General features: G+C 61.9%; 13 protein-coding genes. 4 read left to right on the top strand and 9 right to left on the bottom strand.

Going from position 1 to position 12,557, the window contains the following annotated elements:
- Positions 1-153: 153 nt before the first annotated feature.
- The 4 genes from NE851_RS11050 (at position 154) to NE851_RS11035 (ending at position 3,759) form a co-directional block, all read left to right on the top strand.
- The gene (locus NE851_RS11050; RefSeq protein WP_028757045.1) at positions 154-1,374 is read left to right on the top strand and encodes a phosphopentomutase; all 1,221 of its coding nucleotides are present in this window, start codon (positions 154-156) and stop codon (positions 1,372-1,374) included.
- Positions 1,371-2,339: an adenosine deaminase gene (locus tag NE851_RS11045; protein ID WP_028757044.1), complete on the top strand. Its 969-nt coding sequence runs from the start codon at positions 1,371-1,373 to the stop codon at positions 2,337-2,339. The genes NE851_RS11050 and NE851_RS11045 overlap by 4 nt, the downstream gene beginning before the upstream one ends.
- 93 nt (positions 2,340-2,432) lie before the next feature.
- Positions 2,433-3,062, top strand: coding sequence for a uracil phosphoribosyltransferase (gene upp, locus NE851_RS11040; protein ID WP_012759721.1), 630 nt, complete (start codon positions 2,433-2,435; stop codon positions 3,060-3,062).
- Positions 3,063-3,189: 127 nt separating this feature from the next.
- A complete protein-coding gene (locus tag NE851_RS11035; RefSeq protein WP_028756112.1) occupies positions 3,190-3,759 on the top strand; it encodes a TIGR02281 family clan AA aspartic protease in 570 nt (189 codons plus the stop codon).
- A 6-nt stretch (positions 3,760-3,765) separates the two neighbouring features.
- Here NE851_RS11035 and deoA read toward each other — a convergent pair whose 3' ends face one another.
- The 9 genes from deoA to NE851_RS10990 all read right to left on the bottom strand — a co-directional run bounded on the left by deoA (position 3,766) and on the right by NE851_RS10990 (position 12,474).
- On the bottom strand, positions 3,766-5,073 hold the full coding sequence (gene deoA, locus NE851_RS11030) for a thymidine phosphorylase (RefSeq protein ID WP_028757043.1): 1,308 nt from the start codon (positions 5,071-5,073) through the stop codon (positions 3,766-3,768).
- A gap of 1 nt (position 5,074) precedes the next feature.
- Positions 5,075-5,851, bottom strand: a complete 777-nt coding sequence (gene deoC / locus NE851_RS11025; RefSeq protein ID WP_127431392.1) for a deoxyribose-phosphate aldolase — start codon at positions 5,849-5,851, stop codon at positions 5,075-5,077.
- 114 nt (positions 5,852-5,965) lie between these two features.
- Positions 5,966-6,766, bottom strand: coding sequence for a purine-nucleoside phosphorylase (locus NE851_RS11020; protein WP_097544461.1), 801 nt, complete (start codon positions 6,764-6,766; stop codon positions 5,966-5,968).
- Entirely contained in the window at positions 6,763-7,152 is a 390-nt protein-coding gene (locus tag NE851_RS11015) for a cytidine deaminase (protein ID WP_028757711.1), read from the bottom strand. The genes NE851_RS11020 and NE851_RS11015 overlap by 4 nt, the downstream gene beginning before the upstream one ends.
- A gap of 1 nt (position 7,153) precedes the next feature.
- Entirely contained in the window at positions 7,154-8,125 is a 972-nt protein-coding gene (locus NE851_RS11010; protein WP_048338271.1) for an ABC transporter permease, read from the bottom strand.
- 10 nt (positions 8,126-8,135) lie between these two features.
- Positions 8,136-9,239, bottom strand: a complete 1,104-nt coding sequence (locus NE851_RS11005) for an ABC transporter permease (RefSeq protein WP_047617449.1) — start codon at positions 9,237-9,239, stop codon at positions 8,136-8,138.
- Between the two features lie 7 nt (positions 9,240-9,246).
- Positions 9,247-10,758, bottom strand: a complete 1,512-nt coding sequence (locus NE851_RS11000) for an ABC transporter ATP-binding protein (protein WP_048338302.1) — start codon at positions 10,756-10,758, stop codon at positions 9,247-9,249.
- Between the two features lie 88 nt (positions 10,759-10,846).
- Positions 10,847-11,839 (bottom strand): BMP family lipoprotein, encoded by a 993-nt coding sequence (locus NE851_RS10995; protein WP_003544460.1) that lies wholly within the window; start codon positions 11,837-11,839, stop codon positions 10,847-10,849.
- Positions 11,840-12,156: 317 nt separating this feature from the next.
- Complete coding sequence (locus tag NE851_RS10990) at positions 12,157-12,474, bottom strand: hypothetical protein (RefSeq protein ID WP_028759164.1); 318 nt, start codon at positions 12,472-12,474, stop codon at positions 12,157-12,159.
- Positions 12,475-12,557 lie beyond the last annotated feature (83 nt).

Here is a 12,557-nt window from a genome sequence, read left to right as displayed (position 1 = left end):
CGCCCTTCCCTTCTTCTCTGCGAAGTGTTGAAGCGTCCTTTGCGCGTCTGAAACAGATGCGCGGCGCTGCAATTTGCCAAGCCGGCCCCAGCATTATATGGCTGGATCTCAACCGCCTTCGATATTGCGGCGATCGGCTCTTTCGGGTGTAAAATGGCGCGTGCCTTTCTTTTCGTTCTGGATTCCTTCGGCGTCGGCGGGGCGCCGGATGCGGCGGCCTATGGTGACGAGGGCGCCGATACGCTCGGCCATATCGCCGAGTTCTGCGCCGCCGGAGCCGGAGACCGCGCTGGTTTGCGCGAAGGACCGCTTTCCCTGCCCAATATGTCGGAACTCGGGCTCATGCAGATCGCGCGATCCGCCTCAGGCCGTTTTCCGGCCGGCATGCCTATCCCGGAGAAGGTCTACGGCATTTATGGCGCCGCCACCGAAATCTCCCGCGGCAAGGATACGCCGTCAGGCCATTGGGAGATCGCGGGAACACCTGTCAGTTTCGATTGGGGTTATTTCCCGATGGAGGGCGACGCCTTTCCTGCCGAATTCATCGAGGCGCTGTGCATGGCGGCCGATGTGCCCGGCATTCTCGGTAATTGCCATGCCTCGGGAACGGAGATCATCGCCCGGCTCGGCGAGGACCATATCCGCACCGGCAAGCCGATCTGCTACACGTCCTCGGATTCCGTCTTCCAGGTCGCGGCGCACGAGGAGCATTTCGGCCTCGATCGCCTGCTGGCGTTTTGCCGTTTGGCCCGGGGGCTGCTCGATTCCCACAATATCGGCCGCGTCATCGCCCGACCCTTTATCGGTCAGTCCGCCTCTACCTTCCAGCGTACCGGAAACCGGCGTGACTTCTCCGTGCTGCCGCCCGAGCCGACACTGCTCGACCGGCTGATCGAACACGGCCGGCATGTGCATGCTGTGGGAAAGATCGGTGACATCTTCGCACATCAGGGCATTTCCAGGGTCATCAAGGCAAACGGCAATGAGGCGCTGATGGATGCGTCGCTCGCGGCCATCGACGAGGCTGAGGACGGCGATCTCGTCTTCACCAATTTCGTCGATTTCGACATGATCTACGGCCATCGCCGCGATGTGCCGGGCTATGCCGCGGCACTCGAAGCTTTCGACGCGCGCTTGCCCGAAGTCCATAAGAAACTGAAGCCTGGCGATCTCGTCGTGCTCACCGCCGATCATGGCTGCGATCCGACCTGGCGTGGCACGGACCATACGCGCGAGCGCGTGCCTGTCATCGCCTACGGCCCCGGCATCCGGTCGCGCTCGATCGGCGTGCGCCGCAGCTATGCCGATATTGGCGAGAGTATCGCACGGCATCTGGGCATTCCAACCGGACCGCACGGAAGGAGTTTTCTGTGACATCGCATTTGAAGAAGGTCGAACTGCACTGCCATCTGGAGGGTGCGGCGCCGCCAGCTCTGACCGCGGCGCAGGCACGGAAATACGGCGTCGACATCAGCGCGGAGCTTCGCGACGGGGCCTATGTCTGGCATGATTTCGCAAGCTTCCTCGTATGTTATGACAAGATTTCCGAGGTCTACAGAACCGAAGAGGACTATGCGCTTCTAACCGAGACCTATCTCGACGAACTCGCCGGCATCAATACGATCTACAGCGAACTCATCGTTTCGCCCGACCACGGCAAGCGCATCGGACTGGGGGCCGACGCCTATATGTCAGGTATCTGCGAAGGCATCCGGCGGGCCAGGGAAAAGAGCGGCATCGAGGCTCGGCTGATCGTCACCGGCGAGCGGCATTTCGGCCCGGAGAGCGTGATAGGTGCTGCCGAATATGCTGTTAAGGCCGGCAATCCTCTGATAACAGGCTTCAACCTTGCCGGCGAGGAGCGCATGGGGCGCGTCGCCGACTACGCCCGTGCCTTCGATATCGCCCGGGATGCCGGCCTGGGGCTGACCATCCATGCCGGTGAGGTCTGCGGCGCGTTCAGCGTTACCGACGCGCTCGATGCGGTGCGTCCTTCGCGCATCGGCCATGGCGTGCGCGCCGTTGAGGATATCGATCTGGTGAAGCGGCTTGCCGATCTCGGCACCGTGCTCGAGGTCTGCCCGGGCTCCAATATCGCGCTCGGAGTCTTTCCCGATTTCGCCTCCCATCCGCTGCGCCGGCTGAAGGAAGCAGGCGTCAGGGTGACGATCAGCTCGGACGATCCGCCCTTCTTCCATACCTCGCTGGAGCGGGAATACGAACTTGCCGCCGGAGCCTTCGGCTTCAGCGACGCCGAGATCAACGGCATGACACAAACGGCGATCGAAGCGGCCTTCGTCGACGAGGAGACACGCAAGGCCCTGCTTGCCCGGATTTAAGGACGAGAGGCTGGGGAAGATTGGCCTCCACTCTTGCAGTCGGGCCGATTTCCGTGAAAGAAACAGTCGATAGAAAGAATGAAAGGCTTCCCCATGGACGGCGTCACGGTCATCGATCACCCGCTGGTGCAGCACAAGCTCACCATCATGCGACGCAAGGAGACATCGACGGGGAGTTTCCGGCGGTTGTTGCGCGAAATCTCGACGCTGCTCTGTTACGAGGTGACCCGCGATCTCGAACTGACGATGGAAACGATCGAAACGCCGCTGCAGACGATGGAGTCGCCGATCCTCGAGGGCAAGAAGCTGGTCTTCGCCTCGATCCTGCGCGCCGGCAACGGACTGCTCGAAGGCATGCTCGATCTCGTGCCTTCCGCCCGCGTTTCGCATATCGGCGTTTACCGCGACCACGAGACGCTGCAGCCGGTCGAATATTACTTCAAGGCGCCGGAGGACGTGGCCGAGCGCCTGATCATCGTCGTCGACCCGATGCTTGCAACCGGCAATTCCTCGATCGCGGCAATCGACAAGCTCAAGGAGCGCGGCGCCCACAATATCCGCTTCCTCTGCCTGCTTGCCGCCCCGGAAGGCATCCGCAACTTCCGCGCCGCCCATCCCGATGTTCCGGTCTTCACCGCATCGATCGACAGTCATCTCAACGAGAAGGGCTACATCGTGCCCGGCCTCGGCGATGCCGGCGACCGCATGTACGGCACCAAATAGTTTCAGCCTTTCTTTACCAAATCGAAAGACTTTACGGCCCGGCTGGTTCATTCCGGGCCTTTTCATTATCGATATTAGCAACTTGTCAGCACTTGAGGCTTAGCAAGCTTGGAGCATGAGGCCCTGCATGAAGCCGGGTTTATACAGGAAGGATTTCTGTTTCATGCTCGTGCGTACCGTCCTTTTCGCCAGCATCGCCGCGGTGCTCGCCACACAAGTGCCTTCCTTCCTCGAAGGCTCCAGCCAGCAGCCTGCTGATGCATTGTCTGCCAATTACCTATCGACCGAGAGCGACAAGCCCGCAACATCCGCGCCGGTCTCCGGCAGCAATGCGATCCGCCTGCAGGCCGATGCGCAGGGCCACTATACCGGCAGCTTCAAGATGAACGGCAAACCGGTGCAGGGCCTGATCGATACCGGTGCGACCTATGTGGCGCTCAACGAGACGCTCGCCCGCCGATTGGGCTTCACCGCCAGCCAGCTCGATTTCCGCTATGGGGTGAACACTGCGAACGGCCAGACGAAAGCCGCGCATGTGACGCTCGACCGGATCGAAATCGGCGGTATTCGTGTGCGCGATGTCGAAGCCTTCGTCCTCAAGGACGATGCGCTGACGACGACGCTGGTCGGCATGAGCTTCCTGCAGAAGCTCGCCTCCTATTCCGTCGCCGACGGTTCGCTCAGCCTCAAGCAGTAAATCGCATCAGATCAGGCCGGCAATCACCGGCGTCAACTCCGGTCTGTCCTCGGTGATGCGGTAGTGCGCGGCAAGTGCTGCAGCTGCCCTCTCCGCCGCGGCTTCGTCGGCGGCATGAACGAGAGCGATCGGTTCGCCGGCGGTCACGCGGGTTCCGAGCGGCAGGAGGTCGGAGAAGCCGACGCGATGATCGATCCGGTCAGCCGGATGGCGTCTACCACCGCCGAGATCGATGACACTGACGCCGATACCACGCGCATCGCAGGCAGCAAGCCAGCCGGACCGGGCGGCCGGGACAGGTTTTTCCACAGGCGCTTTGGCCAGGTACCGGTCGGGGTTTTCGATGAGATCGGCCGGGCCGCCAAGCATGGACACCATGCGCGCGAAGACCTCGGCCGCCTTGCCCGATGACAGGGACTGACGCGCCATCCTCTCGGCTTCATCAGACGAAGCGGCAATGCCGGATTTCACCAGCATTTCGCCGGCGAAGGCAAGAACGACGGTCGCAAGTCGTGTGTCGCTTTTTCGGCCCGCCAGGAAATCCAGGCAGTTGCGCATTTCGACCGCATTGCCGGCACTATCGGCAAGCGGCTGGTTCATATCGGTGATCAGGGCCGAGGTTTTCACGCCTGCGCCATTGGCCACCTCCACCAGCGAATGCGCCAGGATCTCCGCCTGGTCGCGCTCGACCATGAAGGCGCCGTTGCCCACCTTGACGTCGAGCACCAGCGTCTCGAGCCCGGCCGCAAGTTTCTTCGAGAGGATCGAGGCGGTGATGAGGGGAATGGAATCGACGGTGGCAGTCACGTCGCGCACGGCATAGAGCCTGCCGTCGGCCGGCGCCAAGGCGCCGGTCTGGCCTATGATGGCGCATCCCGCCTCCTTCACGACCTTGTGGAACAGGTCCGCATCGGGGGTGATCATATAGCCGGGAATGGATTCGAGCTTATCCAGCGTGCCGCCGGTATGGCCGAGGCCACGCCCGGAGATCATCGGAACAGCCAGGCCGCAGGCGGCGGCGATCGGCGCCAGCATCAGCGAAACATTGTCGCCGACGCCGCCGGTCGAATGTTTGTCGGCGATCGGGCGATCGATATCGGCCCATTGCAGCCTGTCGCCGGAGTCGGCCATCGCCAGCGTCAAAGCCACGGTTTCGGCCCGCGACATGCCCTTGAACCAGACGGCCATGGCGAATGCGCCGACCTGGCCTTCCGACAGTCGGCCGGCGGCGAGCGCCGCGATGAAGGCGCTGATATCGGCGGCGTCGAGTTCGTCGCCATTGCGCTTACGCCGGATGATTTCCTGCGGAATCATTTCAATAGCTCGACGCCGCAACAGAGGCCGACGGGATTCCGCTCAGAACCGCCAGGATATCGTCGAGCAGATCGGAAGCGCCGAAGCGGAATGTCGACTGCATCGCCCAATCCGGTGTCATGATGGTTTCGGCAAGGCTCAGATAGAGTGCGGCATCGGCCACCGAGCCGATGCCGCCGGCCGGCTTGAAGCCGACCTTGCGGCCGCTTTCGCGAATAGTGCGGATCATGATGTCGGCGGCTTCGAGCGTCGCGTTGACGGCAACCTTGCCGGTGGATGTCTTGATGAAATCGGCGCCGGCTTCGATGGCGAGTTCGGAGGCGCGGCGGATCAATGCCGCATCCTTCAGCTCGCCGGTCTCGATGATGACCTTCAGCAGAACGGGGTTGGCGCATTCGGCGCGCACGGCCTTGACCATGTCGGTCACCGCCTTCTCGTTGCCGGCGAGCAGCTTGCGGTAGGGAATGACCAGATCGATCTCATCGGCGCCATCGGCAATCGCCTCGCGTGCTTCGGCGGCGACATCGGCCACTTCCATATCGCCGAAGGGGAGGTTGACGGCGGTCGCGATACGCACGGCATGCCCGGTGCCGAGGATATTGCGGGCCTGGGCGACAAACCGCGGCCAGATACAGATTGCAGCGCTGTTGCCGTAGGGCGTCTGCGCGCGGGCGCAGAGCGCGTCGATCTGCGCCTCGGTGCAATCATCCTTCAAATTGGTGAGATCGAGGAGAGAAAGGGCGACCGCCGCCGTTTCCCGGTTGGAATGGCTATTCATCTTCGCTTCCTCTCGAGCATGATGCCGAAAAGTGTGAGCGGTTTTCTCATGACATCATGCTCTAACTCTATAATGTAGAACAGGATTCAGATTTTAGGCCGACCCGGCCTAAAATCATCCTGTTCCAGCCGCAATCATGTCTTTCAGTATGGCGGCGAGACGGGCGCCGCCAACGGGCGCCATGTCCTTGGTTTCCTCATGGCTGAGCTCATTGCCGGTCATGCCTGCCCCATAGTTGGTGATGACGGAGGCGGCGGCAACCCTCAGGCCCAGCATTCTTGCGATGATCACCTCGGGCACCGTCGACATGCCGACGGCATCGGCACCGAGGATGCGCGCCATGCGGATTTCGGCCGGCGTTTCGAAGCTGGGACCGGAGAACCACATGTAGACACCCTGCGCCAGGTCGATTTTAAGCTTTGCCGCCGCCCTTTGCATCGCCGCGGCAAGGCCGGCATCATAGGCATTGGTCATGCCGACGAAACGCTGATCGCTTTCCTCACCGATCAGCGGGTTCATGCCGGAATAGTTGATATGGTCGGTGATCTGCATCACCGAACCGGGCGGCAGGTCGTCACGCAACGATCCGGCCGAATTGGTCAGGATCAGCACTTCGACGCCGAGCGCCTTCAGCACCTCGATCGGCACGCGCATGGCGTTGGCATCGCCCTTCTCGTAATAATGTACGCGGCCGGAGAGCATGACGACAGGCACACCGCCGAGGCGGCCGGCGACGACTTCGCCTGCGTGGCCGGAGACGGCGCTGACGGGAAAGCCCGGCAGGTCACGATAGGGAACACGCACGGCGCCGTCGAGCTCACCGACGAGAGAGCCGAGACCGGAGCCGAGCACGATGCCGTGGCGCGGCTTGATCCCACCAAGCAATGCGGCGAGCAGGCTGACCGTCGCCTTCATCCGAGTTCGGTCTCGAAGCTGAAGGGAAGAAGCTCTTCCATCGTCATCGTCTTCTTCACGCCCGCCTCATCGCAGAGGTAGATCCTCGTCTCCTTCGAGGCAAATTCCGAGATCTTCTGGCGGCAGCCGCCACAGGGCGGGCAGAGCGGCAGTTTTTCGGCTATGACCGCCATTTCGACGATCTTCTTCGCGCCGCCCATGATCATGGCGCCGATCGCCGTCGGCTCGGCGCACCATCCTTGCGGAAAGGAGAGGTTTTCGATGTTGGCGCCGGTATAGACCTTGCCGTCCTCGGCGCGGATCGCCGCACCGACCGGGAATTTCGAATAGGGCGCATGGGCAAAGGCCATGGCGCCGCGGGCGGCTTCGAACAGATCGTGAGACATATCAACGCTCCTTCGTATAGGGCACGCCACCTGCCTTCGGCGGGGTCGCGACGCCGATAAAGCCGGCAAGCAGGACGCAGGTCAGGACATAGGGCAGCGCCTGGAAGACCTGAACCGGCACCTCCCCGATCAGCGGCACCTGCTTTCCCTGCATGAAATTTGCCAGCGCATCGAGGAAGCCGAAAAGCAGGCAGGCAAACATGACCGGCACCGGCTTCCACTTGGCGAAGACCAGAGCAGCGAGCGCAATGTAGCCCTTGCCGGCCGACATGTCCTTGATGAAGGCGGCGGACTGGGCGATTGCCAGATAGGTGCCGGCAAAGCCGCAGAGAATGCCGGCACACATGACGGCGCGGTACCGCAGCCAGGCGACCGAGATACCAGCCGTATCGACCGCACCCGGGTTTTCGCCGACGGCGCGGAGCCTGAGGCCGAAACGCGTGCGGTAAAGCACCCACCAGGAGAAGGGCACGGCAAGAAAGGCGAGGTAGGTGAGGATATTGTTGCCCGAAATGACATTGGCATAGATCGGACCGATGATCGGTATGTCGCGCGCGGCATCGGCGCCCGGCAGGATGATCGGCGCGAAGCGTGAATCCGGCGACAGCTGCGGCGTGCGGCCGCCCTGGCCGAACCAGGCCTGGCCGAGCACGATGGTGATGCCGGCGATGAAGAAGTTGATCGCGACACCGGAGACGATCTGGTTGCCGCGGTTGGTGATCGAGGCAAAGCCATGCACCAGGCTCAGCGCCACCGAGCAGATAACGCCGGCGCCAAGCCCAAGCCAGGCCGAATCGGTGAGATAGGCAACGCAGGCGGCGGCAAAGGCCGAGCCCAACATCTTGCCCTCGAGGCCGATATCGAAGATACCGGCGCGCTCCGAAAACAGACCGGCAAGAGCGGTGAAGATCAGTGGGATCGACAGGCGGATGGTCGAGCTCAGGACGCTGATGAAGATGTCGTAATAATCCATCGCCCGCTCCTTAACCGCGCTTGAACTGTTGGTAGAGACGCACCATCGCCGGCCGGAACATATATTCCAGCGCGCCGGCGAAAAGGATCACCAGACCCTGGATGACGAGGATCATCTCGCGGGTGATATTCGGCATTTCGAAGGAGATCCAGTCACCGCCCTGGTAGAGGATGCCGAAGAGAATCGCTGCCATGATGATGCCGAGCGGATGGTTGCGGCCCATCAGCGAGACCGCAATGCCGACGAAGCCGGCACCGCCGACGAATTCCACCTGCAGGCGGGCCGACGAGCCCATGACGGGGTTCAACGCCATCATGCCGGCGAGCGCGCCGGACAGCAGCATGGCGATGATGACCGTGCGGGCATAGGGGATACCCGCATAGGCCGCAGCCGTCGGGCTGACGCCCAGCGTGCGCATCTCGAAACCGAGCTTGGTGCGCCAGACGAGCAGCCAGACGAGATAGCTGACGACGAGCGCAATGATGAAGGAGACATTGAACGGGGCAGCCCCCAGCTTGGCGCCGAACAGCTGCATGACCCAGCCGAGCTTCGGCAACTGGCCGCCGTCGAGGAAGGTCCGGGTTTCCGGCGCCATTTTGCCCGGCACGATCAGCACATGCACCAGGAGGTACACCATCAGTGCGGCGCCGATATAGTTGAACATGATCGTCGTGATGACGATGTGGCTGCCGCGTTTTGCCTGCAGGAAGGCCGGAATGAAGGCCCAGGCTGCGCCGAACAGGCCGGCGCCGACGACCGCGATCGGCATCGTCACATACCACGGCACGTAACGATCGAGCGAAAGCGCCACCAGCGCGCAGCCGAGGCCACCGATATAGGCCTGGCCTTCGGAACCGATGTTGAAAAGGCCGGCGTGGATCGCCACCGCGACGGAGAGGCCGGTGAAGATGAAGCTCGTCGCATAATACAGCGTGAAGCCGATGCCTTCGCCATTGCCGAGCGCGCCCTGGATCAGCAGCGACAGCGCATCGAGCGGGCTCTCGCCGATCAGCCAGACGACGAAGCCGGAGATCAGGAAGGCGACGATAAGGTTCAAAAGCGGGATGAGGCCGTAGTTGATCCAGTTTGGTAGCGGAACGGAAGCTGTGCTCATAAAGGCCTCACGCGGCAATGCCGGCCATCATCAGGCCGAGGGTCTGTTCACCGGCATCGGGCGTCTTCTCGCCGACGACATGGCCGGCAAACATGACAAGGATACGGTCCGAAAGGGCGCGGATTTCATCAAGTTCGACGGAGACGAGCAGGATCGCCTTGCCCGCGTCGCGCATTTCGATGATCCGGCGGTGGATGAATTCGATGGCGCCGATATCGACGCCGCGGGTCGGCTGGCCGATGATCAGCATCTTCGGATCGCGTTCGATCTCACGGGCAACAACGATCTTCTGCTGGTTGCCGCCGGAGAAATTCGCCGTCTTCAGACGCGGGTTCGGCGGGCGGATGTCGTATTTCTCGATCTTCTCCATCGCATCCTTGCGGATCGCTTCGAGATCGAGCAGCGGACCTTTGCTGTAGCCCGGGCGGCGATGGTAGCCGAGTACGGAATTTTCGTACTCCTCGAATTTCAGCACCAGGCCCATATGGTGGCGGTCCTCGGGGATATGAGCGAGGCCGAGATCGCGCAGGCGGGCGGGATCGGCCTTGTCGATCGTCTTGCCGTCGAGAAGAATTTCGCCGGAGGTCGGCTTGCGGATGCCGGCAATCGCCTCCAGCAGTTCGGACTGGCCATTGCCGGCGACACCGGCGATGCCGACGATTTCGCCGGCGCGCACATCGAAGGAGACGTTGTCGACCATGGTGACGCCGCGATTGTCCTTGACCGTCAGGTTGCGGACGGACAGGACGGCGGCTCCCGGGTTCGCCTCGCCCTTCTGCACGCGCAGCAGCACGCGGCGGCCGACCATCAGCTCGGCGAGTTCCTCCACCGTCGTCTCCGCCGTCTTGCGGGTGGCGACCATTTCGCCGCGGCGCATGACCGAGACCGTGTCGGTGATCGCCATGATCTCGCGCAGCTTGTGGGTGATGAGGATGATCGTCTTGCCCTGGTCGCGCAGCACTTTGAGGATGCGGAAAAGATGATCGGCTTCCGCCGGCGTCAGCACGCCGGTGGGCTCGTCGAGGATCAGGATCTCGGCGCCGCGATACATGGCTTTCAGGATTTCGACACGCTGCTGCAGGCCGACCGGAAGCTCTTCGATCAGCGCATCGGGATCGACCTCCAGGCCATATTCCGTTTCCAGCCGCTTGAGCTCGGCCCGGGCCGACGCGACGCCTCTGGCCAGCAGCATGCCGCCTTCGGCGCCGAGCATGATGTTTTCGAGCACCGTAAAATTATCGACCAGCATGAAATGCTGGTGCACCATGCCGATGCCGGTGGCGATCGCCGCCTGGCTGTCGCGGATGGTGACGGGATTGCCGTTGACGCGGATCTCGCCGCTGTCGGCATGGTAGAAACCGTAGATGATCGACATCAGGGTCGATTTGCCGGCGCCGTTTTCGCCGATAATGCCGTGGATCGTCCCCTTGGCAACGGTGAGGTTGATGTCCTTGTTGGCGTGGACGGCACCGAACTTCTTGTCGATGCCGACAAGCTCGATAGCGGGCTTATCTGTCACTGCAGGCTCCAAATAAGAAAAGGGCGTATGGCGAAAATCCCCTCCGCCATACGCCCGATCTCAATCGTCGATCACATTCGGGCGCGGATCACTTCGGGCAAGCGTTGTCCGAGGTGTAATCGTGAACCTTGACGGTTCCCGCGATGATGTCGGCCTTGGCCTTGTCGACGGCAGCCTGCATTTCCGGCGTGATCAGCGACTTGTTATGCTCGTCGATCGCAGCGCCGACACCGTCTTCCTTGACGCCGAGCGCCTGAACGCCGCCGGTGAACTTGTCGTTCTTGGTGTCGTTGTAGGCATTGTAGACGGCGAGGTCGACACGCTTGACCATCGAGGTCAGGACCGAGCCCGGATGCAGGTAGTTCTGGTTGGAGTCGACGCCGATCGACAGCTTCTTGTTGTCGGCCGCAGTCTGCAGAACGCCGAGACCGGTGGCACCGGCTGCCGCATAGACGACGTCAGCGCCCTGGTCGATCTGGTTCTTGGTGAGTTCGCCGCCGCGGACCGGGTCGTTCCAGGCAGCGCCCGTCGTGCCGGTCATGTTCTGGAAGACTTCGATATCGGCCTTGACGGAGCGTGCGCCCTGCTCGTAGCCGCATTCGAACTTGCGGATCAGCGGAATATCCATGCCGCCGACGAAGCCGACCTTGCCTGACTTCGACGCCATGCCGGCGAGAACGCCGACGAGGTAGGAGCCTTCTTCTTCCTTGTAGACAACCGAGCGGACGTTCGGCTTGTCGACGACGGAGTCAACGATGATGAACTTGGTGTCCGGGAATTCGGCTGCAACCTTCTCGATGGCCGACGTCCAGGCGAAGGAAACGGCAACCACCGGATTGAAGCCGCGGCTTGCGAAGTTGCGGATGGCCTGCTCGCCCTGGGTGTCGCCCGTCGGCTCGAAATCGCGATAGGCAATGCCGGTCTCGGCCTTGAACTTCTCGGCACCGTTGTAGGCCGCCTCGTTGAAGGACTTATCGAACTTCCCGCCGGTGCCGTAAACCAGCGCCGGCTTGACATCGGCGGCAAGCGCCGTCGTCGACATGGCAGCCACGGCAAAGAGAGTGAGAAGGGATTTTTTCATTGTGCAGCCCTGTTGTTGCTATTCGTTAGGGGTCCTCCCGCAAGCCCTTTCCGGGCATGTCTGCGGAACCACCGACCTCCCCCCGGAGGCCTGGCTGCGCGCATCCTTGCATGGCTCACGGAAAAATTCACCAGAAATTTTTCAGCTGGTAAAGATTTGCAACAATTGCCGAAAATCCGCTCTTCGGGGCTGATTTTTGGACATTCTTTCCGTCAGGATGCAGATTTTCTAGCCAATCCGGTGACAAATATCGAGGCTGTAGAGGGCCGATGCCCATGCGGATTTCTCGCCGGATGGTGCGGGCGAAACCGCCTTTTCTATGCGGTGAAGCGACCGGCGATGGGCGGCTTCTTGTAGCCGATCATCCACAGAAGCAGTGCGATTACCAGGAAAACGGCAAAGGCCGGCTGGAGCATCAGCCACTGGAAGATGAAGGTATAGAAACGCGGGTGGACGTAATAGGAAAGGGCCGCTTGCAGCGAGGTCAGTGTGGTCGGGCTCACATCCTCCCAGGCATCGGAGATCGGCGTCATCACCACGGAGGAGGCCGCAACCGATTGGATCGAATCGATGGTCCCGGCAATAACGGCCGCCGCAAGCGCGACAAGACTCGCCAGACGCAACAGGAAACGCATCAATTCCTCCGACGCTCGATATGCCGGACAATTCCGGCCGGCCGCGCCATTCTCCACCTCGGAGAATTACATAGTCATCGATG

Source organism: Rhizobium anhuiense bv. trifolii, assembly GCF_024346605.1.
Taxonomy (GTDB): Bacteria; Pseudomonadota; Alphaproteobacteria; order Rhizobiales; family Rhizobiaceae; genus Rhizobium; species Rhizobium anhuiense.
The sequence above is the reverse complement of the archived record's forward strand: the minus strand, read 5'-3'. Positions and strand labels throughout refer to the sequence as shown.